This is a genomic window from Curtobacterium sp. Curtsp57, from assembly GCF_047324335.1.
GTDB lineage: Bacteria > Actinomycetota > Actinomycetes > Actinomycetales > Microbacteriaceae > Curtobacterium.
In genome coordinates, this window is sequence record NZ_CP168511.1 from 2,549,453 (window position 1) to 2,575,597 (window position 26,145).

General features: G+C 70.9%; 37 protein-coding genes. 20 read left to right on the forward strand and 17 right to left on the reverse strand.

Annotation, left to right across the window (positions count from 1 at the left end; all coding sequences use genetic code 11):
• Positions 1 to 5 precede the first annotated feature (5 nt).
• On the forward strand, positions 6 to 833 hold the full coding sequence (locus tag ACEN9V_RS12000) for an SDR family oxidoreductase (RefSeq protein ID WP_413600492.1): 828 nt from the start codon (positions 6 to 8) through the stop codon (positions 831 to 833).
• 81 nt (positions 834 to 914) lie between these two features.
• On the opposite strand, the gene ACEN9V_RS12005 is transcribed toward ACEN9V_RS12000, so the two are convergent.
• On the reverse strand, positions 915 to 1,598 hold the full coding sequence (locus ACEN9V_RS12005) for an SDR family NAD(P)-dependent oxidoreductase (protein ID WP_413600493.1): 684 nt from the start codon (positions 1,596 to 1,598) through the stop codon (positions 915 to 917).
• Between the two features lie 49 nt (positions 1,599 to 1,647).
• Between ACEN9V_RS12005 and ACEN9V_RS12010 the strand changes: the two genes are divergently transcribed.
• Positions 1,648 to 2,526 (forward strand): helix-turn-helix transcriptional regulator, encoded by an 879-nt coding sequence (locus ACEN9V_RS12010; protein WP_413600494.1) that lies wholly within the window; start codon positions 1,648 to 1,650, stop codon positions 2,524 to 2,526.
• Between the two features lie 25 nt (positions 2,527 to 2,551).
• On the opposite strand, the gene ACEN9V_RS12015 is transcribed toward ACEN9V_RS12010, so the two are convergent.
• Positions 2,552 to 3,058, reverse strand: coding sequence for a VanZ family protein (locus ACEN9V_RS12015; protein WP_413600495.1), 507 nt, complete (start codon positions 3,056 to 3,058; stop codon positions 2,552 to 2,554).
• A complete protein-coding gene (locus tag ACEN9V_RS12020; RefSeq protein ID WP_413600496.1) occupies positions 3,055 to 3,765 on the reverse strand; it encodes a TetR/AcrR family transcriptional regulator in 711 nt (236 codons plus the stop codon). Before ACEN9V_RS12020 ends, ACEN9V_RS12015 begins: the two co-directional genes overlap by 4 nt.
• Before the next feature lie 96 nt (positions 3,766 to 3,861).
• On the opposite strand from ACEN9V_RS12020, the gene ACEN9V_RS12025 reads away from it, so the two are divergent.
• Together ACEN9V_RS12025 and ACEN9V_RS12030 are read left to right on the forward strand one after the other, a co-directional pair.
• Entirely contained in the window at positions 3,862 to 4,602 is a 741-nt protein-coding gene (locus tag ACEN9V_RS12025; RefSeq protein WP_413600497.1) for an SDR family oxidoreductase, read from the forward strand.
• A 132-nt stretch (positions 4,603 to 4,734) separates the two neighbouring features.
• Positions 4,735 to 4,941 (forward strand): tautomerase family protein, encoded by a 207-nt coding sequence (locus ACEN9V_RS12030; RefSeq protein ID WP_413600498.1) that lies wholly within the window; start codon positions 4,735 to 4,737, stop codon positions 4,939 to 4,941.
• A gap of 46 nt (positions 4,942 to 4,987) precedes the next feature.
• Here ACEN9V_RS12030 and ACEN9V_RS12035 read toward each other — a convergent pair whose 3' ends face one another.
• Positions 4,988 to 5,593, reverse strand: a complete 606-nt coding sequence (locus ACEN9V_RS12035; protein WP_413600499.1) for a TetR/AcrR family transcriptional regulator — start codon at positions 5,591 to 5,593, stop codon at positions 4,988 to 4,990.
• A 51-nt stretch (positions 5,594 to 5,644) separates the two neighbouring features.
• Here ACEN9V_RS12035 and ACEN9V_RS12040 point away from each other — a divergent pair, with 51 nt between their 5' ends.
• The 3 genes from ACEN9V_RS12040 (at position 5,645) to ACEN9V_RS12050 (ending at position 9,479) form a co-directional block, all read left to right on the forward strand.
• Complete coding sequence (locus tag ACEN9V_RS12040) at positions 5,645 to 6,523, forward strand: SDR family NAD(P)-dependent oxidoreductase (protein ID WP_281266253.1); 879 nt, start codon at positions 5,645 to 5,647, stop codon at positions 6,521 to 6,523.
• A 401-nt stretch (positions 6,524 to 6,924) separates the two neighbouring features.
• Entirely contained in the window at positions 6,925 to 7,977 is a 1,053-nt protein-coding gene (locus ACEN9V_RS12045; protein ID WP_413600500.1) for a hypothetical protein, read from the forward strand.
• A gap of 269 nt (positions 7,978 to 8,246) precedes the next feature.
• Positions 8,247 to 9,479 (forward strand): ice-binding family protein, encoded by a 1,233-nt coding sequence (locus ACEN9V_RS12050; RefSeq protein ID WP_413600501.1) that lies wholly within the window; start codon positions 8,247 to 8,249, stop codon positions 9,477 to 9,479.
• Between the two features lie 107 nt (positions 9,480 to 9,586).
• Here the strand turns inward: ACEN9V_RS12050 and ACEN9V_RS12055 are convergent, their stop codons facing one another.
• The 3 genes from ACEN9V_RS12055 to ACEN9V_RS12065 are packed head-to-tail and all read right to left on the reverse strand — an operon-like array spanning position 9,587 to position 10,330.
• The gene (locus ACEN9V_RS12055) at positions 9,587 to 9,910 is read right to left on the reverse strand and encodes an ArsR/SmtB family transcription factor (RefSeq protein ID WP_413600502.1); all 324 of its coding nucleotides are present in this window, start codon (positions 9,908 to 9,910) and stop codon (positions 9,587 to 9,589) included.
• Complete coding sequence (locus ACEN9V_RS12060) at positions 9,894 to 10,079, reverse strand: hypothetical protein (RefSeq protein ID WP_413600503.1); 186 nt, start codon at positions 10,077 to 10,079, stop codon at positions 9,894 to 9,896. Before ACEN9V_RS12060 ends, ACEN9V_RS12055 begins: the two co-directional genes overlap by 17 nt.
• Positions 10,064 to 10,330, reverse strand: coding sequence for a hypothetical protein (locus tag ACEN9V_RS12065; RefSeq protein ID WP_413600504.1), 267 nt, complete (start codon positions 10,328 to 10,330; stop codon positions 10,064 to 10,066). The genes ACEN9V_RS12060 and ACEN9V_RS12065 overlap by 16 nt, the downstream gene beginning before the upstream one ends.
• Positions 10,331 to 10,760: 430 nt before the next feature.
• Here ACEN9V_RS12065 and msrA point away from each other — a divergent pair, with 430 nt between their 5' ends.
• Positions 10,761 to 11,282: a peptide-methionine (S)-S-oxide reductase MsrA gene (gene msrA, locus ACEN9V_RS12070; RefSeq protein WP_413600505.1), complete on the forward strand. Its 522-nt coding sequence runs from the start codon at positions 10,761 to 10,763 to the stop codon at positions 11,280 to 11,282.
• A 62-nt stretch (positions 11,283 to 11,344) separates the two neighbouring features.
• Here the strand turns inward: msrA and ACEN9V_RS12075 are convergent, their stop codons facing one another.
• Positions 11,345 to 12,136: a phosphatase PAP2 family protein gene (locus ACEN9V_RS12075; RefSeq protein WP_413600506.1), complete on the reverse strand. Its 792-nt coding sequence runs from the start codon at positions 12,134 to 12,136 to the stop codon at positions 11,345 to 11,347.
• A 77-nt stretch (positions 12,137 to 12,213) separates the two neighbouring features.
• Here ACEN9V_RS12075 and ACEN9V_RS12080 point away from each other — a divergent pair, with 77 nt between their 5' ends.
• From ACEN9V_RS12080 to ACEN9V_RS12095, 4 genes are all read left to right on the forward strand, one after another.
• Positions 12,214 to 12,588 carry a GntR family transcriptional regulator gene (locus ACEN9V_RS12080; protein WP_281266246.1) on the forward strand — a complete coding sequence of 125 codons (375 nt, stop codon included), beginning with the start codon at positions 12,214 to 12,216 and terminating at the stop codon, positions 12,586 to 12,588.
• A complete protein-coding gene (locus ACEN9V_RS12085; RefSeq protein WP_413600507.1) occupies positions 12,573 to 13,463 on the forward strand; it encodes an ABC transporter ATP-binding protein in 891 nt (296 codons plus the stop codon). The genes ACEN9V_RS12080 and ACEN9V_RS12085 overlap by 16 nt, the downstream gene beginning before the upstream one ends.
• Positions 13,460 to 14,116 carry an ABC-2 transporter permease gene (locus ACEN9V_RS12090; RefSeq protein WP_413600508.1) on the forward strand — a complete coding sequence of 219 codons (657 nt, stop codon included), beginning with the start codon at positions 13,460 to 13,462 and terminating at the stop codon, positions 14,114 to 14,116. Before ACEN9V_RS12085 ends, ACEN9V_RS12090 begins: the two co-directional genes overlap by 4 nt.
• 121 nt (positions 14,117 to 14,237) lie before the next feature.
• Positions 14,238 to 15,005, forward strand: coding sequence for an SDR family NAD(P)-dependent oxidoreductase (locus ACEN9V_RS12095; protein ID WP_413600509.1), 768 nt, complete (start codon positions 14,238 to 14,240; stop codon positions 15,003 to 15,005).
• 182 nt (positions 15,006 to 15,187) lie between these two features.
• On the opposite strand, the gene ACEN9V_RS12100 is transcribed toward ACEN9V_RS12095, so the two are convergent.
• Positions 15,188 to 15,472 (reverse strand): YrhK family protein, encoded by a 285-nt coding sequence (locus tag ACEN9V_RS12100; protein ID WP_413600510.1) that lies wholly within the window; start codon positions 15,470 to 15,472, stop codon positions 15,188 to 15,190.
• Between the two features lie 150 nt (positions 15,473 to 15,622).
• On the opposite strand from ACEN9V_RS12100, the gene ACEN9V_RS12105 reads away from it, so the two are divergent.
• Positions 15,623 to 15,868 (forward strand): PLD nuclease N-terminal domain-containing protein, encoded by a 246-nt coding sequence (locus ACEN9V_RS12105; RefSeq protein ID WP_413600511.1) that lies wholly within the window; start codon positions 15,623 to 15,625, stop codon positions 15,866 to 15,868.
• A gap of 101 nt (positions 15,869 to 15,969) precedes the next feature.
• On the opposite strand, the gene ACEN9V_RS12110 is transcribed toward ACEN9V_RS12105, so the two are convergent.
• Positions 15,970 to 16,563 (reverse strand): hypothetical protein, encoded by a 594-nt coding sequence (locus tag ACEN9V_RS12110; RefSeq protein WP_413600512.1) that lies wholly within the window; start codon positions 16,561 to 16,563, stop codon positions 15,970 to 15,972.
• A gap of 45 nt (positions 16,564 to 16,608) precedes the next feature.
• Between ACEN9V_RS12110 and ACEN9V_RS12115 the strand changes: the two genes are divergently transcribed.
• Positions 16,609 to 17,145 carry a cysteine hydrolase family protein gene (locus tag ACEN9V_RS12115; RefSeq protein ID WP_413600513.1) on the forward strand — a complete coding sequence of 179 codons (537 nt, stop codon included), beginning with the start codon at positions 16,609 to 16,611 and terminating at the stop codon, positions 17,143 to 17,145.
• A gap of 12 nt (positions 17,146 to 17,157) precedes the next feature.
• Here ACEN9V_RS12115 and ACEN9V_RS12120 read toward each other — a convergent pair whose 3' ends face one another.
• Positions 17,158 to 18,027: an alpha/beta hydrolase family esterase gene (locus ACEN9V_RS12120; RefSeq protein WP_413600514.1), complete on the reverse strand. Its 870-nt coding sequence runs from the start codon at positions 18,025 to 18,027 to the stop codon at positions 17,158 to 17,160.
• A gap of 108 nt (positions 18,028 to 18,135) precedes the next feature.
• Here ACEN9V_RS12120 and ACEN9V_RS12125 point away from each other — a divergent pair, with 108 nt between their 5' ends.
• A complete protein-coding gene (locus tag ACEN9V_RS12125; protein ID WP_413600515.1) occupies positions 18,136 to 18,477 on the forward strand; it encodes a MerR family transcriptional regulator in 342 nt (113 codons plus the stop codon).
• An 82-nt stretch (positions 18,478 to 18,559) separates the two neighbouring features.
• Here ACEN9V_RS12125 and ACEN9V_RS12130 read toward each other — a convergent pair whose 3' ends face one another.
• Both ACEN9V_RS12130 and ACEN9V_RS12135 read right to left on the reverse strand, forming a co-directional pair.
• On the reverse strand, positions 18,560 to 18,985 hold the full coding sequence (locus tag ACEN9V_RS12130) for a RidA family protein (RefSeq protein ID WP_413600516.1): 426 nt from the start codon (positions 18,983 to 18,985) through the stop codon (positions 18,560 to 18,562).
• A gap of 4 nt (positions 18,986 to 18,989) precedes the next feature.
• The gene (locus ACEN9V_RS12135; protein WP_413600517.1) at positions 18,990 to 19,229 is read right to left on the reverse strand and encodes a hypothetical protein; all 240 of its coding nucleotides are present in this window, start codon (positions 19,227 to 19,229) and stop codon (positions 18,990 to 18,992) included.
• Positions 19,230 to 19,307: 78 nt separating this feature from the next.
• On the opposite strand from ACEN9V_RS12135, the gene ACEN9V_RS12140 reads away from it, so the two are divergent.
• From ACEN9V_RS12140 to ACEN9V_RS12155, 4 genes are read left to right on the forward strand one after another with little or no spacing between them, the layout of a single operon-like run.
• Positions 19,308 to 19,847 carry a histidine phosphatase family protein gene (locus ACEN9V_RS12140; RefSeq protein WP_413600518.1) on the forward strand — a complete coding sequence of 180 codons (540 nt, stop codon included), beginning with the start codon at positions 19,308 to 19,310 and terminating at the stop codon, positions 19,845 to 19,847.
• Positions 19,844 to 20,605, forward strand: coding sequence for a hypothetical protein (locus tag ACEN9V_RS12145; RefSeq protein ID WP_413600519.1), 762 nt, complete (start codon positions 19,844 to 19,846; stop codon positions 20,603 to 20,605). Before ACEN9V_RS12140 ends, ACEN9V_RS12145 begins: the two co-directional genes overlap by 4 nt.
• A 39-nt stretch (positions 20,606 to 20,644) precedes the next feature.
• A complete protein-coding gene (locus tag ACEN9V_RS12150) occupies positions 20,645 to 21,298 on the forward strand; it encodes a GNAT family N-acetyltransferase (RefSeq protein WP_413600520.1) in 654 nt (217 codons plus the stop codon).
• Positions 21,295 to 22,191 carry an aminoglycoside phosphotransferase family protein gene (locus ACEN9V_RS12155; RefSeq protein WP_413600521.1) on the forward strand — a complete coding sequence of 299 codons (897 nt, stop codon included), beginning with the start codon at positions 21,295 to 21,297 and terminating at the stop codon, positions 22,189 to 22,191. The genes ACEN9V_RS12150 and ACEN9V_RS12155 overlap by 4 nt, the downstream gene beginning before the upstream one ends.
• A gap of 94 nt (positions 22,192 to 22,285) precedes the next feature.
• Here ACEN9V_RS12155 and ACEN9V_RS12160 read toward each other — a convergent pair whose 3' ends face one another.
• Positions 22,286 to 23,167, reverse strand: coding sequence for an SMP-30/gluconolactonase/LRE family protein (locus tag ACEN9V_RS12160; RefSeq protein ID WP_413600522.1), 882 nt, complete (start codon positions 23,165 to 23,167; stop codon positions 22,286 to 22,288).
• A gap of 45 nt (positions 23,168 to 23,212) precedes the next feature.
• Positions 23,213 to 24,613 carry a serine hydrolase domain-containing protein gene (locus ACEN9V_RS12165; RefSeq protein ID WP_413600523.1) on the reverse strand — a complete coding sequence of 467 codons (1,401 nt, stop codon included), beginning with the start codon at positions 24,611 to 24,613 and terminating at the stop codon, positions 23,213 to 23,215.
• Positions 24,614 to 24,713: 100 nt separating this feature from the next.
• On the opposite strand from ACEN9V_RS12165, the gene ACEN9V_RS12170 reads away from it, so the two are divergent.
• On the forward strand, positions 24,714 to 25,274 hold the full coding sequence (locus tag ACEN9V_RS12170; RefSeq protein ID WP_413600524.1) for an MOSC domain-containing protein: 561 nt from the start codon (positions 24,714 to 24,716) through the stop codon (positions 25,272 to 25,274).
• A gap of 31 nt (positions 25,275 to 25,305) precedes the next feature.
• On the opposite strand, the gene ACEN9V_RS12175 is transcribed toward ACEN9V_RS12170, so the two are convergent.
• Together ACEN9V_RS12175 and ACEN9V_RS12180 are read right to left on the reverse strand one after the other, a co-directional pair.
• Complete coding sequence (locus tag ACEN9V_RS12175; protein WP_413600525.1) at positions 25,306 to 25,710, reverse strand: GNAT family N-acetyltransferase; 405 nt, start codon at positions 25,708 to 25,710, stop codon at positions 25,306 to 25,308.
• Positions 25,711 to 25,886: 176 nt separating this feature from the next.
• On the reverse strand, positions 25,887 to 26,066 hold the full coding sequence (locus ACEN9V_RS12180; protein ID WP_413600526.1) for a hypothetical protein: 180 nt from the start codon (positions 26,064 to 26,066) through the stop codon (positions 25,887 to 25,889).
• Between the last annotated feature and the right edge of the window lie 79 nt (positions 26,067 to 26,145).

Genomic DNA, 26,145 nt, shown 5'->3' on the forward strand with positions numbered 1-26,145 from the left:
ACACCATGACCACCTGGTTCATCACCGGCACGTCGACCGGCTTCGGTCGGCTCCTCACCGAACAGCTCCTCGCCCGCGGCGACCGCGTCGCGGCGACGCTCCGCCGGCCCGGAGCGCTCGACGACCTCCGCGAGCGCTTCGGCGACCGCCTCTGGGTCGCGCGGTTGGACGTCACGGATCCCGACGAGGTCCGCGAGGTCGTCGACCGTGCGTTCGCCGAGCTCGGCTCGATCGACGTCGTCGTGAACAACGCCGGCTACGGCGTCTTCGCTTCGGTGGAGGAGGCGTCGGACGAGCAGATCGAGCGCGTCGTCGACACGAACCTGCTCGGTTCGATCCGGGTCGTCCGCGCGGCACTCCCCCATCTCCGGGCGCAGGGTTCTGGGCACATCGTGCAGGTCTCGACCGCCGGTGGGCAGACCACGTACCCGAACTTCAGCTACTACCACGCGTCGAAGTGGGGCATCGAGGGCTTCGCGCAGACCCTCGCCGCCGAGGTGGCCCCGTTCGGCATCACCGTGACCATCGTCGAGCCCGGCGCGACGCCGACCGGCTTCGGGAGCGGGCTGGACCGTGCGCCCGTCATGGAGGCGTACGACGCGACCCCTGCCGGCGACGTCCGGCGCGCGCTGGCGGACGGCGGGTTCCCTCTGCCGAACGACCCGGACAAGATCGCCGCCGCGATCGTCGCGCACGTGGACTCCGGCTCGACGGTGCTCCGGGTGCCGCTCGGCTCGGACACCTACGAGGCCGTCCGAGGGGCGCTCCAGGCGCGCCTCACCGAGCACGAGGCGGGACGGGACACCGCCTACTCGGTGGTCGCCGCGAGCTGACGGTCGCGAGTGCCCACCGGACTGGAGGCTCGGTGCGGCCCCGCACCGAGCCTCCAGTCCGGTGATGGTCCCGTCGCTCCGTCACCAGGCGAGTGGGCCGCCTTCGTCCTGGAGGGTGCCCGTCGGACCGTCCGCGCCGAGCGTCGCGAGGCGGACGACGACCCGTGCGCTCTCCTCGACCGGTCGGCCGATGCCGAACCCCGCGGTCATGTCCGTCGCGGTCGGGCCCGGCTCGACGGCGTTGAACCGGATCGCGGGGTGTGCCTTCGCGTACTGCACGGTCAGCATCGTGGCCGCCGCCTTCGACGCGGAGTACAGCGGCAACGGCAGGGTCGACTCGACGCGCTCCGGGTTGGTCACCGCCCAGAACGAGCCGGCGCTGCTCGACACCGTGACGACGTTCGGATCGTCGGAGCGCTGCAGGAGCGGGAGCGCCGCCTCGGTGACCCGGACGATCCCGACGGCGTTCGTGTCGAACGCGCGGAGGGCGGTCGGGCCGTCGATCGTGGTGTCGAGCACGCCCGCGTTGTGGACGAGCACGTCGAGGCGACCCTCGGCGGCGTCGATCGTGGCGAGGGCGGCGCGGACCGAGTCGTCGTCGGTCACGTCGAGCTGCACCGACCGCGCTCCGATCGACTCGGCCGCCCTGGCACCGCGTTCGGCATCGCGTGCGCCGATGTAGACGGTGTGCCCCAGGTCGGTGAGCTGGCGGGCGGTCGCGAAGCCGATGCCCTTGTTGGCGCCGGTGATCAGGGTGACGGTCATGCGTGGGTCCTCTCGAAATGCTGTGCCGGGGTCGGCCGTTGTCGACGGTATGCGCGCTGACGTCCTGCTCCCAGAGCCCTCTCGTCACGGGGGTCCCGCGGGACCCCCGCTCGACCAGCGCCCTTCTGCCGGGCGGAGTAACCCCCTCGGGGAGTATCTCCGGGCCCGTCGGGAGCTCGTCACGCCGGAGGTCGCCGGCATCTCCGTGATCGGCGTCCGGCGGGTGCCCGGCCTCCGCCGCGAGGAGGTGGCGATGCTCGCCGGCATCAGTGCCGACTACTACCTGCGGCTCGAGAAGGGGCGCGACCGGAACCCGTCCGTGCAGGTGCTCGATTCCCTGGCCCGCGTCCTCCGGCTCGACGACGACCACCGTGCGCATCTGCTCGGTCTCGGCGGCGACGACCCGGCGCACCGTCGTCCGCGGCAGGGAGCGACCGAGGTGCCGGACAGCGTCCGGAAGCTCCTCGACTCGATCGACCAGCCGGCGTTCATCGAGGACCGGCACTTCGACGTCGTCGCGTCGAACGAGTGGGCTCGGGCGCTCTCGACCGGGTTCGACGTCGGTGGCAACCAGTTGCTCGCCCTGTTCGAGGACCCGGCCGAGCAGGCGATGTACCCGGACTGGGAGAGCGTGACCGAGTGCTTCGTCGGGAGCTTGCGGCAGGTCATCGGCAACGACGGGGATCGGCGCTTCGAGGAGCTGATCACGGCGCTCGCCGGGAACCCGCGGTTCCGGGAACTGTGGGCGCGACACGAGGTGCAGGGGCAGAGCAGCGGAACGGTGCGGATCGTGCACCCGCTCGTCGGGCCGCTCACCCTGAACCGCGACCGTCTGGAGGTCAGCGGCACGGACGGTCTGGCGCTCGTGGTCCACCACGCGGACGCGGGGTCCGTCGACGCCGAGCGGCTCCGCGCGCTCCTGCCGTAGCCACTCGGACGTCGCGGCGCCCTGGTCAGCTGCCGAGCGCGGACCTCGCGGTTCTGCGACGTCGATCGGCCCTGCAGATGACGAGGGCGACGAGGGCGGCGAGGAGTGCTCCGACGGCGTTCATGACCCAGTCGTTCGTGTCGCAGCGACGACCGAGCACCGGCGCGAGCGCCTGCACGACCTCGATCGAGGCGGAGAGCACGAGCGCACCGACGAGGACGACGAGGGGGCGGTTCGTCGCCGTTCCGAGGAAGAGCACGAGCGGCAGCAGCATCGCGACGTTGGCGAGCGTGTCGATGCCCTGGAACGGCGCGGAGAACTGCACGGTGCAGGTGATGCCTCCCGACCGGGCGCCGTCGGGCAGCAGGGTCAGCACGAGCACCGCGACGAGCGACGCCCCGGACAGTCCCAGCAGCACGCCGCGGAGCCGCAGGCGGTGGAGGAACCATGCGAGCGCGACCGCGACGGCGACCGCCACCCAGAACGCGGGGCGGACGAGCGGTGCGTGTTCGACGAGGAAGGTGGAGATCACCGGGAGTCCGCCTCGGAATCGAGTCGGTCGAGCCACAGCCGCATGAGCGCGGATTCCTCCGGGAGCAGGGCGGTCGATCCGCCTGCCTCGAGCCGCGCGCGGAGCTGACGTCGGGAGGCCGCGTCGACGTCGTGGTGGTCCCCGTTGGACGAGCCCACGAGCACCGCATCGAGGACCGCGTTCCGGAGTGCGTCGGCGACGTCGTCGGAGTCGTCACGGCCCTTCGTGTCCATCCGGTCGAGCGCGAGTCCGACGTTCGCGGCGAGCAGCATCGTCGCCGCGACTCCGACGTCGACACGGAGCATGCCGGCGGCCGCGCAGCGGGTCAGCGTCCGTTCGAGCAGCGCCGTCACGCCGTCGCGCGCCGAGCTGCTCGCCCACGGCCGGGGAGCGAACATCAGTCGGTAGAGCGCAGCGTGCTCGCGTGCGAACGCGAGGTGGTCGTCCCAGCCGCGGCGCAGGTCCGCTGACGGGTCGTCGGACACCTCGAGCTCGGCCTTCCGAGCCGCGTACCGCTGCAGTCCAGCGTCGGCGAGGGCGTCGAGCAGCCCACGCTTGTCACCGAAGAGGCGGTAGAGGACGGGTTGTGTGACGCCGACCGCTTCGCAGACGGCACGGGTGGCGATGTCCCCGTCGGGAGCTGCGATGAGCTGCTCCTCCGCCGCATGGAGCAGCGCGCTCCGGAGTGCTTCGTCAGATCGGGCCATGGAGCAATCGTAGCGCAGTTGCTATCAATGATCGTAACCGTGCTAATCTGCGGATAGCGCTGAAATCACGAGCGCATATCACTGAAAGGAACCGCAATGAGCAGCACTCCACAACGCGTCGCCGTGGTCACGGGTGGCTCCCGCGGCATCGGCCGCGCGGTCGCGACCCGCTTGGCGGCGGATGGCTTCACCGTCGTCGTGAACCACGCCAGCGGGTCAGCGGCCGCCGCCGCCACCGTCGAGGAGATCGAAGCCGCTGGCGGTCGCGCCGTCGCCGTGCAGGCCGATGTGGCCGACGAGCACGCCGTCGCCGCGATGTTCGACCGGATCGAGGCCGACCACGGCGGCGTCGACGTCGTCGTCCACTCCGCTGGACGGCTCGCACTGTCGACGATCGCCGACCAGGACCTCGATGTCCTCGACGCACTGCACCGGACGAACATCCGCGGCACCTTCGTCGTCGCGCAGCAGGCCGCCCGTCGTCTGCGGTCCGGTGGCGCGTTCGTGTCCATGTCGACCTCGGTCGTCGGGACGCAGTTCCCGACCTACGGGGCCTACGCCGCGAGCAAGAGCGCCGTCGAGGGCATGACGATGATCCTGGCGAAGGAACTCCGCGGTCGGGACGTCACCGCGAACGTGGTCGCGCCGGGCCCGACGGCGACCGAGCTCTTCCTCGACGGCAAGACACAGGAACAGATCGACACGCTCGCGAAGGTCCCGCCCCTCGAGCGCCTCGGCACGCCGGAGGACATCGCCGGTGTCGTCGCGTTCCTCGCCGGGCCCGACGGCCACTGGGTCAACGGCCAGACGATCCGTGCGAACGGCGGGATGGTCTGATGTCCGGCTCGGCGGTCGCGGGCCGCATCCGAGCCGAGTCATACCGCCGCGTCGACATCGAGGACCTCATGTCCTCGAACGCCGCACTCTGACCCCCGGACCGTCCGGGACACACCAACCGAGAGGAACACCATGCCCTTCGCCAACATCAAGGTCCCCGCTGACACCCTGACCGCCGAGTCGAAGAAGAAGCTGCAGGACGCGGTCACGGACGCCATCGTCGACGTGTACGGCGAGCGAGCCCGCCCGACGACGCTCGTGATCCTCGACGAGGTCGCCGACGGCGGTTGGATGCTCGGCGGCACCGTCCTCAACGAGGCGATGCTCGGCCGCGTCTGACTCCCTGCTGACGGCGTGTCGAGTGCCCCGGCGGAACGGGCACTCGTCACGCCGTGGTGGCGCCGCCGAGCTGCTCCTCGATCTGCGGGAGGAGCATCCGTACGGCCGTGACGACCACCTCGTCCACACGATCCGGCGGGATCCGGCCGGCTGCTGCCAGTGCGCTGATGCCCTCGGTCGTCGCTGCGAGCAGGAACGGAACCGGGCCCATCGACCCCGGGTCGCGCTCACCGAGCAGTTCGGCGCCCAACGCGAAGAACCGCTCAGCCGCGGCCTGTGACTCCGGGTCGCGCTCGGTGCGCGAGCCGTCATCGGTCGACGTGAACATCAGCTGGACGAGGGGACCGTTCTGCTGGGCGAACCGGACATGTGCCCGGACGTACTCGGTGAGACGAGCTTCGAGGTCCCCGGTGCCGCGAGCGACTTCCAGGTGACCGCGCAGCTCGTCGAAGCCGTCTGCGGCGATCGCGTCGAGGACGGCGCCGCGGTCGCGGAAGTGCCGCAGCGGTGCCCCGTGACTGACGCCGACGCGGCGCGCGAGCTCCCGCACCGTCACGGCGTGCTCCCCTTCTTCGATGAGGAGCGCACGGCCTTCCCGCACGAGCTCCTGTCGGAGTGACCCGTGGTGGTACAGACGTGCTTGCCCACTCATGACCTCAGTGTAGACGTTGACAACAAAGTAGGCACTGTCTACATTGGCGACATGGACGACATCAGGACCGGTCGCGCACCGACCGACGAGACCGTGATCATCACCGGCGGCACGAGCGGCATCGGCCGAGCGACCGCAGTCGCGTTGGCCGAGTCAGGAGCGCGCGTCATCCTCGCGGTCCGCAACGAGGAGAAGGGGCGCGCGGTCGCATCCGACCTCCCCGGCACGCGCGGAACCCATCGGGTCCGTCACCTCGACCTCGCCAGGCTCGAGACGGTCGAGGCCTTCGCGGGCGGCGTCGACGAGCCCGTTGCGATCCTCGTCAACAACGCCGGGGTCGAGTCCAAGGACCTCCAACGAACGGCGGACGGGCACGAACTCCAGTTCGGGACGAACCACCTCGGGCACTTCCTGCTGACGACGCTGCTCCTGCCGCGGATCACCGACCGGGTCGTCACCGTCGCCTCCCAAGCGGAGCGCATGGCCCGGCTCGACCTCACCGACCTCGACTGGTACCGGCGCACCTACAACGCCGGCCGCGCGTACGCCGATTCCAAGCTCGCCAACCTGCTGTTCACCTCCGAACTCGACCGGCGCCTCCTGACCTCGGGTTCGCACGTGCGCGCGTTCGCCGCCCACCCCGGCCTGGTGAAGACGGCCATCTACCAGCGACCGGCCGGACAGCGCCCCAACCTGTGGGACCGTCTCGTCCCGATCCTCGGGCAGGAGCCGGAGGACGGTGCGCTGCCGTCCCTCCTGGCCGCGACCGCCGACCTGCCCGGCGGGACCTTCGTCGGACCGCAGCGCATGATGCACATGCGCGGCGGAGCCGAGGTCATCGGCCGGTCGAAGCAGGCTCAGGACCCAGAGACCGCGGCACGCCTCTGGTCGATCTCCGAGCAGATGACGGCAGTGGACGCCCGCCCGTGAGCATCGTCCTCGATGACCGACGGTTCGACTCCGTCGTCGGTGATCTGCGTCGCACGGTTCCGCCGCGCGCGTACCGAGTCCAGCAGGCGCGCCGACCGGTCCACTAGCGACCCGTTCTCGGTGCTCCCCGCAGGGTCGCAGACGACAGCTCGGCGAAGCGTGCGGAGTACTCCGCGGCGAAACGACTGACGTGCAGGAAACCCCAGCGGGCGGCGCCCCGGAGCTGCCTCTCGGGGTGGCGAGTGCGACCGAGTGGTTGTGCCCGGCGGCGCTCGTGCCGATCGGCCACGATCCCGCGCTCGATGACAGTGATCCTGCGCGCAACGGATGGTCCGCGGTCATCGGGCTGCCTACCGTCGACTTCCATCGAAGCGCAGCTCACTCGGAGAGGAAGGTCGACCATGACGATGACGGGCACCCCGCAGCCCCGCAGTCACGCCCAGCCGCCGCGTGTCGTGACCGCGTCCGCGAGCGGCCTGGACCGCGACCGGATCCTCGTCTTCGGCGATGCGGTCCTCGCGGCCGAGGACTCGCTGCACGACGCCGCCCTGAGGACGGCGAACGCGCTCGGCGCACGGACAGGACGGGGTGCCGACGTCACCGCGGTGCCCTGGTCGAGCTGGACCGGGAAGACGCTGCTCTCGGCGGGGGTCGGGATGCACCTCGACAACTACGACGTCGTGGTGGTCTGCCTATCGGGCAGCGTCGTCCACAACCGCACGACGAACACCGCGGTGGTCGGTGCTGCCCGACAAGCCCTCGTCCTGGTCGACCAACTGCGCCCGCATCTGGCACCGACCGCGGAGATCGTGGTCGCGCTCGCGCACAAGGGGGACCAGACCGGCCTCGTGACCGCGCTGCAGCAGGCACGGCACGACCTGGTCGTGCTCGACACCGCACCGGACGCGACGGCCCCTGCGCTGTTCCTGGAGGTGACGCACCTCCTGCTCGAGCAACAACGTGCCCGTGCCGGCAGTCCGCAGTGGCTCCGTTCGAAGCCGCAGCCGTTCGAGCACCGCTACGACGCGATCCGTCGCCTCGGCATCGTGGACGCACCAGCGGACGCTGCGCTCGACCGGATCGTGCAGCAGATGGCGGTGCTCTTCGAGACGGAAGGAGCCGCCATCACGTTGCTGCCCGCGGGACGGCAGTGGTCCGCGGCGAGCCTGTGGCTGCCACGAGGCACCGCGGCGCTGCAGGACTCGTTCTGCCGCTCGACGGTGCTGCGTTCCGGACCGATGGTCGTCGGTGACGCGTGGGATCCCGATCGCCCGCCGGTCGTGCGACGGGGACCCATCCGCTTCTACGGGGGCCACCCGCTCGAGGACCTCGACGGAACGCGCATCGGCGCGGTCTGCGTGTTCGACTCGGCGCCACGCCGGGAGGACACCGTGGAGACCGACCTCCTGCGGGACTTCGCCATCGTGACGCGAGACACGCTGTACCGGCACTGAGACCTCCACCGGATTCGGGTCTGGTGGAGCGCACGCGGCCGATGGCCGAGCGGGCGAGTGACAGACGGGAGGTACGGAATCGGGTACCGAACCTCCCGTCTGGCACAGCCGGAACCGACGTTCCGGACCGGACGTTCCTGACCGTTCGCCTGCGATCCGGGCGATCCTCACCATTCGGGGTGGATGACGCGCATACTGCGGAGACCGGAGATCATGTTCGCGTCGTCGACGTTCGCTTTGTGCCTCTCCCGCTCAGACAGAGGCCTCCCATGGCGACGTCCCGTTCCTTCCAACCGGTCCTCCTCGTCCTCACGGGCCTCGGTCTCGCCGCGTGCCTGGCGGTGACCGCACCGTCGTCCGCATCGGCAGCCACGGTGATCGACGGTCCGGTGGGCCTCGGCACCGCGTCGACGTACGGCGTCCTCGGCGCCAGCGCCGTCACCAACACCGGCCCCTCCGTCGTCAACGGTGACCTCGGCGTCTCCCCCGGCACGTCGATCACCGGGTTCGGCACCGCACCGAACGGCGTCGTCAACGGCACCGTTCACCAGACCGACGCGGCCGCTGCGCAGGCACAGCGGGACACGACGACGGCGTACGACGTGGCTGCGTCGCTCACCCCGACCCGGACCGGCATCACCGAGCTCGACGGGTTGTCGCTCTCCCCCGGCGTGTACTCCGGTGGAGCGCTGCAGCTCGCGGACACCGGCGCACTCACCCTGGCCGGCAGTGCGAACTCGGTGTGGGTCTTCCAAGCCGCGTCGACGCTGACGATCGGATCCGGGAGCCGCATCACCATCACGGGCGGCGCGAACGCGTGCAACGTGTTCTGGCAGGTGGGCAGCTCCGCGACCCTCGGCAGCGGCGCACAGTTCCAGGGCACCGTCCTCGCCCAGCAGTCCGTGACCGCGACGACCGGCGCCACCGTCGCCGGACGCCTGCTCGCCCGCACCGGTGCGGTGACGCTCGACACGAACACGATCACCGCCTCGAGCGGCTGCCCCACCCCGGGAACTCCCTCGGAGACGACCGCGCCGGTGATCTCCTCCGGAGCACCCACTCCGGCCACCGCCGGGACGCCCTACTCGTACACCGTGACCGCGACGGGCACCCCGACCCCGACGTACACCGCGGCCGGGCTGCCGGCGGGGCTCACGATCGACAGCACGACCGGCGTCATCAGTGGGACACCGACGACGCCGGGAACCTCGACGGTGACGATCACCGCGTCCAACGGGACGGCGCCGAACGACACGCAGACGGTCACCATCACCGTGCAACCGAGCGCCGCCGCGACCCCCACGCCGTCAGCAGCCGCGCCCACGCCCGCCCAGTCCACGCCGACCGCGGCAGCCGTCCGCGCCGGCAACGGACCGGGCCGTGAGCTCGCCTACACGGGCAGCGACCCCACCGTCCCCCTCGGGATCGCGGGAGCGCTGCTCGCCGCCGGCGCCGCACTCACCGTGGTCGCCCGCTACCGCAGACGCGCCAGCCGCGCCTGATCCGCCGGCGGGACCGGCGGTGAACGCACCGCCACCTGCCGGACTGGAGGCTCGGTGCGGGCCCGACCCGTGCCTCCCGTCCGGCGGTCGGAACGCGTGACGAGCGGTCACGGCTGCGCTTCGGCCACCCGCTTGAGCAGGGCGAGCTGACTGGTCCAGGTGGAGACGGACTCCGAGAGGTCGACGACGGCCGGCTCCAAGGGTGCGGTCACGGCTTCGTAGACGGTCTGGCGTCCGACGCGGTGCGACCGGACCAGGCCGACCGTCTCGAGGACCGCGAGGTGCTTGGTCGTCGCCTGACGCGTGATGGGCAGATCGCGTGACAGCGTCGTGATGCTCGCGGGAGAGCGCGACAGGGCGTCGAAGATGGTGACACGGGTGGGGTCCGAGAGCGCGGCGAGGACGCTCCGCGTCTCAGGGGCGAGGGGCATCGGACTCGCGCTCCGACCGCTGCCGGAGCAGCCCGAGCTCCTCGGTCCAGCCGGACACGTTGTCGCCGTAGTTGCGTCGGTGCTGATCCGGGTCCATCTGCGCGAAGCCGCTCTCCACGACCGACACGCGCACGGTGCCCGGATCGACGTCCGTCAGCCTGAACTCCACCGTCGTGTGCGGGACGTCGTCGCCCCGGGTCGCCACGTGAAGACCGCCCTCGTCATCGGTTCCAGCGCCACGACGCCGACCGTGAAGGCACCGAGCGTGGCATCGGTGACCGTGCACTCCGTGCCACTGCGCTCGATCCGATGGCCGCCGAGGGTGCCGGTGTTGATCCACCACCCGGGCTCGGAGACGAGTTCCCACACTCGCTCACGGCTGGCGGTGATGTCCACGCTCGTCTCGATGCGATCGTTCATGCAACCAAATGGTTGCCGTTGTCGAGGGTCTTGTCAAGGGATCTGCTGAGCGAGCCAGGTACGCACCACGTCCTCGTCGGCAGACCAGCGCTTCGTCGATCGTCCGGTCTGCTCGCCGGTCGAAGAACGCGTGGCCGAGCGGGGTCGTCGCGGCGCCACGGAGTGCGATCGTCGCGCTGCCGGGCGCGACGCGACCGGCAAGCGGCAGCAGGTCGGTCTCGTGGCCGTCCGATCCGTGCAGGAGCACGAGTGACGATCCGGTCGCAGCCGTTCCCGGCGCGACGGTCAGCGACACCCCACGAGGGGCGTGCAGCAGCCGGCGGGAGGATGACATGATCCGACTCTGCCCCGGACGACGGGAACAGGGAACACCCGTCCCGTGTTGCACCGAGCAGTGCCCGAACCAGTGGCACGACTGAAGGAGGCCAGCATGACCACCACCGAAACCGCCATCCTCGCCGGAGGCTGCTTCTGGGGAGCGCAGCAGCTCCTCCGTCGTCGACCCGGCGTCATCAGCACGCGCGTCGGCTACTCGGGTGGCGACACCCCGAACGCGACCTACCGGAACCACGGCGACCATGCTGAGTCGGTCGAGATCGTGTTCGACCCGTCCGTGATCTCGTACCGCGACCTGCTCGAGTTCTTCTTCCAGATCCACGACCCGTCGACGAAGGACCGCCAGGGCAACGACGTCGGCCGCAGCTACCGTTCGGCGATCTTCTTCACGTCGCCCGAGCAGGAGCGGGTCGCACGAGACACGATCGCAGACGTCGACGCCTCGGGGATCTGGCCAGGCCCGGTCGTCACCGAGGTGGAGCCCGCCGGAGCCTTCTGGGAGGCCGAGGAGGAGCACCAGGACTACCTCGAGAAGTACCCGGCCGGCTACACCTGCCACTTCGTGCGGCCGGGCTGGAAGCTGCCGCACCGTGACGAGGCGACCGCGGCGGTCTGACCCGGTCACGACGCAGGACGGGAGGCGCGGTGCCAGCTGGCACCGCGCCTCCCGTCATCCGTTCAGTCGGCCTGGCCCGCGTCGCCCGCCCGGTCCTCGGAGAGCGACAGGTGGAGTCGGTGCGCGGTGATGACCGCGGTCGCCCAGCCGAGGCCGGTGGTCCACCCCATCACGACGTCGGTGAACCAGTGCGCGCCGAGCAGGACCCGGGACGCTCCCACTGCGGCGATGGTCGTGCCGGCGGCGGTGGCGAGGGCGACCTCGTTCCCTCGCCGCCGCTGCTGCAGCATGAGCAGGTACGCGACGACCGCGCCGACCGAGGCCGCGTTGATGGTGTGTCCGGACGGGAACGACGGCGAGTGTTCGTACGGCGGCGCCGCTTCGCGACGGGGCGGCCGGTTGCGGTGGACGATCCGCTTCCCGAGCAACGTCATCGTCAGGGAGCCACCGCCGGCAGCCGCGACGAATGCGAGCGGTGTGGCGCTGCGGGACCGCAGCGCCAACACGGCGCCGGTCCCGAGCGTGAGCAGTGGCATGCCGACCGGTCCGAACCCGTACGCGATCGAGCCGGCGGCGGTGTTGACCGACGGTGAGCGGAGGCGCTTCGCGAGTCGGAGCGCCGGACCGTCGAGTCGCTGCACCCCGGACCGACCGGTCACGTCGTCGTAGACGGCGATCGCGGCGGCGGTGCTCATCGCGACGACGACGCCTCCGGCGACGAGGCCGAGCGTGGACGCCGCGCGCCCGCCGACCCGTTCCGCGACCTTCCGGTGCGCGCGGGCGAGCCGTTCGCCCGGTCGGGTCGACCACGTCCGTACGTCTCGCCCGAACACCGTCGTCGTCGCATCGGTCACGACATCATCGTGCTCCTCTTGACTGGCTGTTGTCGGTTCCGTACTGTTCTGCTGTACATAAACAGTTGGAGCACGGCTTGCGGATCATCCTCTCGAGCACCAGTTCGGTGCCGATGTACGAACAGATCAAGACCCAGGTCCGCAACGCGGTGCACGCCGGGGAGCTCGCCGAGGGTGCGCTCCTGCCGTCGCTCCGCCAGCTCGCCCTCGAACTGCGGGTCAGCGTCATCACGGTGACGCGCGCCTACAACGACCTCGTGGCCGAGGGGCTCGTCCGGAACGAGCACGGCCGCGGGTTCGTGGTCCGGGCCGTGGACGCCGGGGCCGCGGGGTCCGCCCTCGCCGCACGGGTCGACGGCGCGACCGACGAGCTCGTCCAGGCGGCCCGCGCAGCACGCATGACCATCGACGACATCCGACGGAAGGTCGAAGACGCATGGAACCGACACTGACCGACACCGCGATCGCGGTCCGTTCCCTCCACAGGCGACAGGGGACGTTCGCCCTGCACGACGTCGACGTCACGGTCCCGACCGGGCTCGTGACCGGGCTGGTCGGGCCGAACGGCGCCGGGAAGACGACCCTCGTCAAGAGCATCCTCGGCCTGGTCGGCACGGACTCCGGCTCCGTCGAGCTCTTCGGCACAGGCGGCCCGCAGGACACCGCGGTCCGCGAGCGGATCGGCGTCGTGCTCGACCAGGTGAGCGCGGCCCCGGAATGGAAGGTGGGCGCTGTCGGCCGCTACGCCGGGCTCCTGTACGAGCGGTGGGACGACCGCAGCTTCCGCGACCTGCTCGACCGGTACGACGTCCCCGCCGGGAACCGCGTCGGCGGACTGTCACGCGGGCAGACGGTGAAGCTCTCGCTCGCGATGGCGCTCGCCCACGACCCCGAGCTGCTCGTGCTCGACGAGCCGTCGAGCGGCCTCGACCCCGTGGCACGGCGCGAACTCGCCGACACGATCCGGGAGTTCGTCCTCGACCCCGGCCACACGGTGCTGTTCTCGACGCACATCACCGAGGAGCTCGACGACCTCGCCGACCACCTCGTGGTGCTCGCCGGTGGGACGGTCGCGTACGAGGGTGCCGTCGACGAACTGCACGAGCGCTTCGCCGTCGTACGCGGTGCCGGTCCGTTCCCCGAGGTGGCACGGCCGTCGACGATCGGCGTGCGGCACGACACCACCGGTCGGTGGGAGGGACTCATCCGCTCCGACGACACGGCCTGGTTCGGGCCGGACGTCGTCATCGACCAGGCCACCACCGACGACGTGGTCGTGCACCTCGCCGAAGACACCCGTTCCACCAGGAAGGAGATCACCGCATGAGTGCCGCCGTCATCCGCTTCGCTCGGTTCGACCTCGTCGCGATGGCTCGCACGCAGCCCCTGCGCGTGCTGCTGCCGTTGCTCTTCACCGTCGTGTGCTGCGTCACCCTGCCGGTCCCGGGCATGGGCATCGCCGTGGGGGCCGTCGTCGCGGCGGTCTCGGCGTCGATCCCCTTCCAGGGCGACGAGCGTGGCCGGCTCGACACCCTCTACGGCATCGCACCGATCGGCCGCACCGCGGTCGTGCTCGGTCGCTACCTGTCGATGCTGGTGTTCGCGGTCGTCGCGGTGGGCATCGGGACGGCGACGACGCTCGTGATGGGGGCGGTCCGCCACCAGGACATCGGGTGGCCGCTCGTCGCGACGATGCTCCTCGGAGCTGCCGCCTGCGTCGGGATCTCGTTCGCCGTCCAACTGCCGTGGTTCTTCGCACTGGGGTTCACCCGCGGGCGGCCGATGATCTACATCCCGGTCGGCATCATCGCGGTCGTCGGGTTCGTCGTCGGGCAGACCGGGTGGTTCGACGGGATCGGCCCCGCGGACGTCCTCACACCGGCACCGTGGCTCGCGGCACTCGTGCTCGTGGCGGTGGGCGCGCTGTTCGTCGGGTCTGCTGCGGTCGCCGTGCGCGTGTACCGGCGGCGCGAACTCTGAACCGGGCCGTCACCCGGTCACCGCAGCGCCCCGCCTGCGCGATGCTTCAGCGGATCGTGCGGGCGACCCCAGCCGCGGCGGAGCACCGTGGGGTGCACCATCCCCCACACAAGGAGTCCGCATGCTGCTCGAGGGCAAGACCATCGTCGTCACCGGCGGGAACAGCGGGATCGGCGAGCAGATCTGCCTCGCCGCCGCTGCCGAAGGCGCGAACATCGTCATCGACTACGTCGCACATCCGGACGAGACGGACTCGCTGATCGACCGGATCGAGCAGGCCGGCGGTCACGCGGTCGGGGTCGACGCGGACATCACGACCTCGGCCGATCTGCACCGCATGGTGCAGAAGGCCGTCGACTCGTTCGGATCCCTCGACGTCCTGGTCAACAACGCGGGCATCGAGGACCGGAAGTCCCTGCTCGAGGAGACCGAGGAGGGGTACGACAAGGTGATGGCCGTCAACATGAAGAGCGCGTTCTTCGGGACGCAGGCGGCCGCCAAGCAGTTCATCGCGCAGGGCTCCGGCGGTCTGGTCCTGAACATCTCCAGCGTGCACGAGGACTGGCCGATGCCGGGCAACCTCGCGTACTGCGTGTCGAAGGGCGGGATGCGCATGCTCGCGCGGAGCGGTGGCGTCGAGCTCGGCCCGCACGGTGTCCGGATCGTGAACATCGCCCCCGGCGCGGTGGACACCCCGATCAACACGGCGACGACGTCCGATCCCGACAAGCTCAAGCAGCTCGACGCGGCCATCCCGCTCGGACGGCCGGCGAAGCCGCACGAGATCGCCGAGGTCGTCGTCTTCCTGGCGTCCGGGAAGGCCGCGTACATGACGAGCACGACCGTGACGATCGACGGCGGGATCTCGCAGGGCAGCGTCGGTCTCTGACCCCGGCTCGGAATTCGTCCTCTCGGTGGATGTCGCTGGCCGACCGGCCGACGCAGACTCGTGGTGGGGAGTGAATCCGATGGGTCGCGGCTGCCGTCTCCAGGGCAGCCGCGATCACCCGGAGGACTCGGTTCCGACGTCCGTACGGGAGACCGTTGTCGGATCGGAACAGTCCCGCGCGGTCAGAAGTCTCGGGCGGACGACGCGGGCGAACCGGGGGCGATGCGGCCGAGGTGGACGCGGCGCGCGAGTCGGATGACGGGGCGGATGAGCAGCTGGACGCTGCCGATCAGGAAGAGCCACGTCCCTGCGATCGTGGTGGACTCCGAGAAGAACAGGATGCTCCCGACCACGAACCAGAGGGCGACCATGACGTCGTTGACGATGCTGATCGTCTCGTAGAGCCCACGGATGCGGAGTTCGTCCGGTCCGATCCGGAGGGTGACGTCGTGCTGGCTCCCGCTCATCCGTGCATCAAACCAGAGTCGTCGCGCCGCCGGACGCCGACGGTTCCGCGGCCGCGAGTCGGTGCGCCAGCCGGACACGATGTCGTTCGCGCGAGGGACGCGATGCCGTCGACGCCTTCGTGACGTTGCCGTCGACCTGTTGGACGACCGATGGAGGACGACGTGCTCGAGAACATGAGTGGGCTGCACCTGCTGGTGACCGCGCTGATCCTGGCGCTGGACGCGGTCGCGCTGGTCCAGGTGTGGCGTGATCCGCGCCGGTCGGACGTCGTCAAGGTCGCCTGGACCGTGGCCGTCCTGTTCCTGCCGGTGATCGGTTTCGTCGGCTGGGCGGTGAACTGGCTGCTCGGCCGTGCCGCAGACCGGCTGAACCGGTCCGGGGCGTCGGGCAGCTGAACCGGCACCGCTCACGCGTCCCGCACCGGACAGGAGGCTCGGTGCCAGGCCGCCACGAGCCTCCCGTCCGGTGACCGCTCACCGCCGCCGGACGGTGCCGGTCAGCGACCGGTGCCGAGTGCGGACTCGATCCGACTGATCGTCCGGCGCATCGCGTACTCGTCCTGCGCCGGCTGGTCGTCGGCCACCCACAGGTGGACCGCTCCGGGGCCCGACCTCCTCGGCGCGAGGCGGACCACGATCCCCCATCGGTACGCGACACCGCGCGGCGTGGGCTCGCTGAACACGTCGAAGCCGAGTACCTCCGATCGGAGGGCGATCGGCATCCCCTGCCCGTCGTCGCGCGTCGACCAGCTCCTGATCCCCGTCCGGTCGAAGCCGAGGTCGCACGGGAACCAGATGCGCAGGCTGGGGTTCCAGGCCGCGAGGTCGGCGGCCGTCGAATCCGTCGCGTGCGCGGTGACGAACGCGGTGCCGGGATGGGCGTCGGTCTTGTGCCGGAGGCGTGCCCGCCGGCGGTGGTTGACCTCGGTGGTGACGCAGGCGACGCCGAACCCGAACGTGACGAGGATGCCGAGGCGGAGCTCGGTGGACAGGGCCCGTCCCTCGTCGGGACCGATCAGGACCGCGAGGACGACCGTCGCGACTCCGAAGACGATGGTGATGGCGGCGAGGAGGATCGTCGACGGGCGCACGGCTCGACGATGCCAGAGTCCGGCGTGCAATGGGACACTTGCGCTGTGACCGTCTCCAGCGCTCTGCTCGTCATCGACCTGCAGCGCGGTGTCGTCGTGGACTGCTTCGACGCCGACGCCGTGCTCGACCGCGTCGCTCGGCTCGTCGATCGTGCCCGTGCCGAGGGGGTGCCGGTCGTCTGGGTGCAGGACCACGACGACTTCGCCGAGGGGTCAGACGGCTGGGCGCTGGCGGAACCGCTCGTGCGCGATGCCGACGAGCCGCTCGTGCGGAAGGAGTTCCGGGACTCCTTCGCCGGTAGGGACCTGGCCGAGGTGCTCGACGGGCTGGGTGTGCAGCACCTCGTCGTCGCCGGGGCGCAGAGCGACTACTGCGTCCGGACGACCACGCAGGCAGCGGCGGCACGCGGGTTCGACGTCACGCTGGTGTCCGATGCGCACACGACGACGGACGCCGAGCACGACGGCGTCGTCATCACCGGCGAGCAGATCGTCGCGCACACGAACATGTACTTCGCGGGCCTGCGGTACCCCGGTCAGCGGTTCGCCGCCGTGCCGCACGACCGGGTGGAGCTGTCGTGAGCCCCACGTCGGTCAGCGGGACCCGCTCGCAGCGCGCGTCCTGACCCCGAAGAAGGTCGCGATCTCGTCGGCCATCGACCAACTGCGCTCCGTCCGGCCGATGACGAACGGAGCGCGCTTCGGCCCAGGCACGGTGTGCCCGGCACCGTGCACGGCGAGGAACCGCACGGGCGCACGTCCGGGCTCGGCGTGGTCGACCTGTTCGGTCCAGACCTTCCCGGCGCCACGACGCGCGGTCGTCGGAGCTGCCGCGATGCCGTTGCGCCAAGCGAAGTACGCAGCTGTGTCCGGTGCCGAGAGCGCCGTGCCGCCCACCTTGAAGGCGCGTTCGGCCCAGCGCTTCATCGGGCCGCCGCCGAACGGGACGATCGGGTCAGACGTGCCGTGGACGAGCAGCATCGGCATCGGGACAGCGAGGGCATCGGCGGCGAGGAAGTCCTCCGCCGCCGGCATCGTCGCGGCGATGACGGTCGCGCCTGCGAGGAGCTCCGGCACCTCGTGGACGAGGCGCATGACCATCTGACCGCCGTTCGAGTAGCCGACGACGAAGACGCGCGTCGGGTCGATGCCGTGCGAGCCCACGAGCGACGCGATCGCTGCCCGGACGAAACCCACGTCGTCGATGTCGTCGAGTCGGGCCGGGAACGAGCTCTGTCGCCTGGCGTCGTTCCAGTTGCCACGGTGTCCGTCGAGGTACGCCACGACCGCACCCCCGTCGGCTGCGAATCCGTCGTACATCCGCCCGGTGGAGGCGCGGTGGGACTCGCCCTGCTGCCTCGACCCGTGCAGCACCAGCAGCAGGTCGCGTGGTCGGTCGGCAGCCGTGGCCCCGACGATGGTCATCGTGCGTGCACGTCCACCGACGTCGATCGTCTTCCGCATGGTCCTGCTCCTCGTTCCGTGGTGGGATGCCGTGGTCGGGTGTCCCTCGTCGACCGTCACGGTAATGTCTGACATCATGTGAAGGTCAAGTGGGCAGGAGGCCTCGGGATGAACATCGGCGAACTCAGTGCCCGCTCCGGCGTCAGCCCCCGGTCCCTCCGCTACTACGAGGAACTGGGGCTGCTCACCGCCGAGCGCTCGGCGAACGGCTACCGGAACTACTCCGAATCGGCGGTCGAGCTCGCCAGGACGATCCGCACGATGTTCGAGATCGGCTTCTCGCGGGACGACGTCCGACAGATCTCCCCGTGTGTGACCGGCCGGCACGACACCGTCGACCGGGAAGCCGTGATGGACACCGTGGAGCGGATGCGCGACGAGATGACGCAGCGGATCGACGAACTCGTCGCGACGCGGGCGTCCTTGACGGACTTCCTCGCGACCCGCTGATCGGGCCGGTCACGCCGGCGGGAAGTGGGCCGCGGTCCGCGTCGTCGACGCCTTCTCCGTCATGCGAGCCAGCTCGAGCGGGTCACCCGACGGCGGGCTCGCCGTCGCGAACCGCTGCCACTGCCTCGATCTCGACGAGCTGGTCGTCGTAGCCGAGGACGGTGACGCCGAGCAGTGTGCTCGGGACGTCGTGGGTTCCGAACGCGTCCCGTACGACCTCCCATGCGGCGACGAGGTCGGCCTGTCGGGCGGACGCGACGAGCACCCGCGTGCTGATGACGTCCTCGATGGTCGCGCCGGCGGCTCGGAGCGCCTCCTGCATCGTCTCGACGCACTTCGCCGCCTGCCCGGCGTAGTCTCCGACCGCCGCCGTCGAACCGTCCGCCTCGAGCGGGCAGGCACCCGCGAGGAACACGAAGCGCGTGCCGCTGGGTGCCGTGGCCGCGTACGCGTACTCCGCCGTGTCGCTGAGGGCTGCGGAGCGGATGAGACGCACGACGCTGTTCACGACGTCATCGTGACAGGACCCGCCATGCTCGGACGATCTGCCACACGGCAACGGCCACGACGACTGCGCCGATGATCGACACCACCGAGAGACCGGGAACGCCGATCGCGGGGCCGGAGGTGCACACGCTGTCCCCATGCCCCGGCGCGGCATCCGCACAGATGCTCACCTGGTACATCGCGAAGAAGACCACGATCAGCGTGCTGGTGATCGCAACCGCAGTCCATGCCGCCAGCCGGTTCACTGCGTCCCCCGTTCGTCCTGCAGCCGAGCCTGCCCCGTTTCGACACGCTTGTCGAGGGAGCCGTCCTAATGTGGAGCGGTGTCCCGAATCCATCTGCTCCGGCACGCGCAGCCGGACTACGAGGCGATCGAGGCACGCGGTCTCGACTTCCGGTCTCGGGACACCGCGGCGTTGTCGCGAGCGGGCCGACAGCAGGCGCACGAAGCCGCCGCAGTGCTCGAGCGCCTCGGGCTGTCGGAGATCGTGAGCTCACCGATGACCCGCACGCTCCAGACCGCGGCGATCATCGCGCTGCGGTTACGGCTCCCGCTGACGGTCGACATCGACCTCCGCGAGTGGGAATCGGGCATCTCCCCAACGGAGACCCATGCCGGGTGGCAGCGGGCGACCCAGCAGTTCCGCGACCATCACGGAGTCCCGCAGGCCGGTGCACGCTGGGAAGGGGCCGAGCAGATCCGTGAGCGCGCAACAGCAGCGCTCGCGCGACTCCCGCGGGACGGCGCTGCGGTGCTGGTGGTCACGCACGCCTTCGTCATCGAAGCGCTCACGGGCATCGATGGCAGGACCGTCGGATTCTGCGAGCACGTCCCGTTTCCGGATGGCGGGCGGTCGAGATGAGCACCGCCAGCGACGTCGCGCTCGCCGTGACCTGCCACGACCCGCTGGGCCGGTTCGCCCCGGGCATCGAGGACGCGGGCCGCAGCCTCTCCGAGGTGTTCGGCGCTCTGGCGGTGAACGCGACGGCCGAGACCCACCCGGCGACCATCGACGCGCTGCGGGCACTCGACCTGCCGACGTCCTTCGGCGTGCACGGCGCCGGCACGGTGGGGATCGGCACCGCGCGGCAGGACGCCCTCGCGCTCGGCGTCGGGAGCGGCCTCGCCCGGGTGTTCTACTCCGACCTCGACCACGTCCTGCGCTGGCTGAGCACCGCGCGGGACGAGGTGGAGCGCTGCCTGGCCGAACGCGACCAAGACCTCCTCGTCGTCGGGCGTTCCGCAGCCGCGATGGCGGAGGCGCCGGAGCGACTCCGACGCACCGAGGAACTCGTCAACCACGTCTACGGACTGGCGAACGGACTCGATGGCCGGTGGGATCTGATGATCGCGATGCGCCTGATGAACCGTGCCACCGCGCAGACGATCGTCACGCACAGCCGCGAGCCCTCGATCGCGAGTGACGTCACGTGGCCGATGCTCGTGGCCGCGCGAGGCGGGACCGTGGGTGCGTTCCACGGTGACGCCATCCGGTTCCGGGCGCGAGACGACTTCGGGCAGGACGTCGATCGGCGTGACGGTGATCCCCGCGAGTGGCACCAGCGCATGGTGACGGCGACCGCACACGTGACGGCGATCGTGGAGTTCGACCGAACCTGACCCGTGATCCGTCGGGGGGCCACGTTAGCCTTCGTCGGTATGGGGATCGACGACGTCTGGCCGCTGTTCGCACTCGAGATCAGGACGCCGCGGCTCACCCTTCGCCCGATCCGCGACGAGGACCTCCCCGCTCTGGCGGTCGCCGCACTGCAGGGCATCCACGATGCGGACCGCATGCCGTTCGGTGTGCCGTGGACGGATGCTGCCCCCGAGGAGATCCCCCGGAACCTCGCGATGTACCAGTGGAGCCTCCGTCAGGTGTCGCCCGAGAACTGGTCGATCGCGTTCGGGGTCCACGTCGACGGAGCACTCGTCGGCGTGCAGGACCTCAGCGCTCGCGGTTTCGCCGATCGCCGGACCGTCGGCTCCGGCTCGTGGTTGACGACGTCCGCGCAGGGCCGGGGGTTCGGAACGGAGATGCGTGCCGGCCTGCTGCTCTTCGCGTTCGACGTGCTCGGTGCGGAGTGGGCGGAATCGAGCGCGGCGTCCTGGAACGAGCGGTCACTGGCGGTCTCCCGCTCGCTCGGCTACGAACCGAACGGTGTGACGCGCGTGGCACCTCGCCCCGGTGAACCGGTCGACGAGGTACGCGTCCGCCTCGATCGGCGGCGGTTCCGACGCCCGGACTGGCGGGCCACGGTCCACGGCGCGGATGCCGCTCTCGCACAGCTCGGGATCGCGGGTCCCGGATGATCGACGTCCCCGACGGCCTGACCCGTGCGACGACGAGCCGCGAAGGAGCGGCCGGGACGGCCTGGCTCGCCGAGCTGCCGGGCATCGTCTCGCGGCTGCTCGACGAGTGGGGCTGCGCGCTCGACGGTGCCCCGACCCACGGCGAGGTCGCCGTCGTCCTGCCGGTTCGTCAGGGCGATGTGCCAGCAGCGCTGAAGGTCTCGTTCCCGCACCCTGGCAACCGCAGCGAGCCGCACGCGCTCCGCAGCTTCGCTGGCGACGGCGCGGTCCGGCTCCTCGACGCCGACGAGGACGCCTTCGCGCTGCTCCTGGAACGGGCCGGGCCGCAGTCGCTCGACAGTGTCGCGACGGCCGAGGAGGCGATCGACATCGCGGGCGACCTCGCTCGCCGGCTCGCGGTCCCGGCACCGGCGGGCACGCCGGCGCTCGCCGACACGACCGAGAGTTGGGCGGCCGAGCTCGATCAGCAGGTCGCCGCACTTCCCGACGCCCTGCCGAGGACGGTGGTCGACCGTGCGAGGAACACCATCCGGGCACTCGCGACCGAGTCGACGTCCACGATGCTGCACGGCGACCTGCACTTCGGCAACGTGCTCAGCGCGGAGCGGCAGCCGTGGTTGGCGATCGACCCGAAGGGCTGGCGCGGCACGGCTGCGTACGACGCGTTCACCGTCGCCGCGGGCAAGCGGGAGGCGCTGCTGGACGCGGCCGACCCGGAGCGTGCGTTCCGCGATCGGATCCGGCGCTTCGCCACCGCCGCCGACGTCGACGCCGGACTCGCGCTCGCCTGCGTGCAGGCACGAGCGACCAGCTCCTACCTGTACCAACGGCTCCACACCGGCGACTCGTTCGCCCTCGAGCTCCTCCGCCGCGTCGCGCACCTGGACGGGTGACCGGCCCGACCACGCACCGGACGGGAGGCACGGTGCGGGCCCGCCACGAGCCTCCCGTCCGTCCGTGGCCGGTACCGGAGCGCCGGCCGGACCGTCAGCGGCCCGCTGCCTGGCCCGGTACCGCGACGCGCATGGCGCTGATGCGCCCGTCCCGCGTCCGCGCCGTCGTGGCCGGGTCGTAGCTGTCCGCGGTCGCGAGGTAGAGCGTCCGCCCGTCCTCACCGCCGAGGGCGCAGTCGATCGCGCACCGACCCGGGGCATCGATGCGGTCGGTGACCTCGCCGCCTTCGAGGACGCGGAGGAACTCACCGGTGTCGACCGAGCAGACCCAGATCGCCCCCTCGGCGTCGACCGTGCTGCCGTCGGGGGTCACACCATCGGGTAGCGCCGCCCACTCGCGCCGGCCGCTCAGTGACCCGTCGGGTGCGATGTCGAACGCGGTCAGGCGGTGCGCCCACGTCTCGCTGACGACCAACGTCCGCGTGCCGGGGAGGACGTTCGCGCTGTTCGGGAAGACGAAGCCATCGGCAGCCAGGCGGACGGAGCCGTCCTGCTCGATGACGTACAGGGGCCCGGGGCGCAGTTCCTCGCCGCCGTAGAGGTCGTAGCCGAACGCGCCGATGTACGTCCGGCCGGTGGCGTCGTCGACGACCAGGTCGTTGACGAGCGACGACTCGACCGCCGACAGGTCGGCGAACACCGACGTGGTCCCGTCGTGCTCGACGGCCACGACCGTGCGGGACTCCATCGCGCTGACGATCAGCCGCCCGTCGGAGAGCCACCCGAGCCCCGACGACTGGCCGTCGACCGTGGCCTCGAGCCGTGGTCCGGCATCCGTGTCAGAGTCCGGGTCGATCGAGAAGACCTCGCCGGTGTGCATGTCCGAGTACCACAGCCGTCCGTCGTGCCAGCGGTTGCCCTCGGGGAAGCGGATGCCGGTGACGACGTCGGTCGCGGAGTCGAGCGTGGTGTGCACGGTCCCAGCCTGCCAGTCGGAGCCTGGCCGGCAGGCAGACCGCGCTCAGGACCGTCGCTCGGCGATCCGCGCCTTCGCGAGCAGCCGGAACCTGCCGTGCTCGTCGGGCTCGAGGAACTCGACGTCGCCGACGAGCTGTTCGTCCGCGACCAGTCCGAGTGTGTCGGCGTGAAGCGGACGGAGCTCGTACCTCGAGACGGTGGTCGTCGCCCCGGCAGCGCGGTACATGGCAGCGCCCTCGCGCACGGGTTCCTCGGTGAGCCAGAGCCGCCCATCAGCATCGCGGGTGACCTCGGACTCGGTCTGCCGGGTGGCGTAGCGACCGAGGTACGGCGTCGCGTCGGGGACCAGGTGTGTCGGCCCCGGGACGGTCGGAGGCGGGGTCGGACGGATGTCGGCGAACTCGGCGAACACCGGGTCCAGCAGCTCGCGCGCGAGTTGCCCTCCAGCATCGGCGTTCGTGAGGACGGCAGCGGCCACCGACCCGTCCTCTGCGATGGCCAGCTGGGTGGCCACGCCGGGGGCGCCGCCACCGTGCTCGGCGATGCCTGGCCGGAGAAGGGCCCAGCCCAGCGACTGGAACGACGGCACGGGGCCGATGCCGCGGATCGGTACCTCGGGTCGGAGCATCATCGCGGTCGACGTCCCCGAGAGCACCTGCTGCCCGGTCGGGCCCACCCCGCCGGCCAGGAAGAGCCGTCCGAGGGCGAGGACGCCCCGCGCGGACATGGCGAGCTGGTTGCCGGCGGCCGGGTTCGACGGCGGCATGAGTGCCCACTCACGGGACGGACCGAGTTCGCCCGTGTCCGATCGATGGACGTGAGGGATCGCCGTCCCGTACGCCAGGGCCTGGCTCGCGGAAAATGCGACGTCCTCGATGCCGAGGGGCTCGAGCAGGAACCGCCGGAGTGCCAGCTCGTACGTCGTGCCCCGCGTGACCTCGATCAGCCGCCCGAGCGTGCCGTAGCCGGCATTGCAGTAGGCCCACCGCTCCCCCGGCGCACTGTGCTGCGGAGCGTGGCGCACCAGGTCGCGGACGAAGCGGTCGAGGGCGTCCGGGCCGTCGGTCGTGGGCCGCCAGAGGTCGCCCTCGAAGCCGCCGGTGTGGGTCAGGAGGTGCCGGACGGTGATCCCGGCGCTGACCGCCTCGTCGGCCGTGCGGAACTCCGGCAGGTACGTCCGGACCGGGTCGTCGAGCTGGACGAGCCCGTCGTCGACGAGCTGCATCACGAGGGTCGCGGTGAACACCTTCGTGATCGACTGGATCTGGAACAGCGAAGCAGGGGTGACCGGGGTCCCGGTGCGGGTGTTCAGCACGCCGGAGGCCGCTTCGACGACGTCGGGTCCCACCTCGATCGCCACGGAGGCGCCCGGGACGCCGTGCTGCTCACGGAGCCGGGTGAGCTCGGACTGGATGCGTTCCTGCAGCGTTGCAGTGGTGGTCATGCATCCACCATGCCCCTACCAGCGGAGTGCGTCGAGGCGACCGGATCGCAGTGCAACCCTGGGGGTCGCGCGATCCCGTGGAGTCCGAGAGGATCGAGCCATGAGCGGGGAACTCGAGGACGAAGCAAGGGTGGTCGCGGTGAGTCGCGACGGAGGGCACCGGTTCAGCAAGCCGGTGGTGGACGAGGTCACGCTCGTCGCGGGCTGGGGCATCGAGGGTGACGCGCACGCCGGCACGACCGTGCAGCACCGCTCCCGGGTGGCACGGGACCCGTCGCAACCGAACCTGCGCCAGGTGCACCTGATCCACGCCGAGCTGTTCGACGAGGTCGCTGGATCCGGGTACACGGTCGAGCCGGGGCAGATGGGCGAGAACCTCACGACCCGCGGGGTCGATCTGCTCGGGCTGCCGACCGGCACGCTGCTCCACCTCGGCGACGAGGCGTGCGTCCGGGTCACCGGGCTGCGGAACCCGTGCCAGCAGATCAACGACTTCGAGCCGGGTCTCCTCCGCGCGGTGCTCGGCCGAGCCGAGGACGGTTCGGTCGAACGCAAGGGCGGCGTCATGAGCGTCGTCGTGACCGGCGGGACCGTCCGACCGGGAGACCGCATCCGGGTCGAGCTCCCGACGGGTGAGCGACAGCCGCTCGCCCCGGTCTGACCGCGCGTCCGCTGCGATCGCTCCCGCCCCGTCAGCGGAGGTGGACCAGGCCCGCCCTGGTCGGAGCGAACCCACACGCGTCCTCGTAGAACGGGGCCATGTCGGCGCTGTAGTCGACGAAGAGCCACTCGCACCCGGCAGCGCGCGTCTCGGCGACGGCGTGCCGGACGACCGCGGTGCCGAGTCCCTGGTGCTGGTGCGACGGGTGCGTCTTCGTGTCGATGAGGAACGCGTGGTCGCCGCCGTCCCACGCGACGTTGACGAAGCCCACGAGCGCTCCGTCAGGCGTTCGAGCAGCGACCCAGCCGAGCGAGTGCGGTCGGACGCGGTCCCACCACCCGGCCTCGGGGGTCCCACCGTGCGCGGCGGTGAGTTCCACGAGCTCCCGGTCCTCGACGGGGGTCCGCCAGCTGAGTGTCACGTCGTCGTGCATCATCGACCCAGCATGGCGGAACGGAGCATGCGACGCGCGATGACCAGGAGTTCGGGACGGGCCGTGACCGATCTGGTTCCCGAAACCCGGGTTCCGGGTACCGGATCGGTCACCGACGGATTCGAACCTGCCACCTGGCCAGGTGACCATCGGGACGCCCGGCGCGACCAGACGGTTGTTCAGCGGGTGGGCCGTGCTCGCTGTCGACGCATGCGGACGAGCATCGCGATCAGCGCGGCGCCGATCAGGAGCGGGATCCACACGGACCCGGATGCGATGGGTGCGACGATCAGCCCGAGGACGACGCAGATGCCTGCGCATGCCGCGATGACGATCTCACTCACAGTCCACTTCCCCATGTGTTCCCCCTGTCGTTGCGCTCGACCCTACGTCGGACACGGGCAGACGTCACCCCCAAGCACCGGGCCATGATGGGTC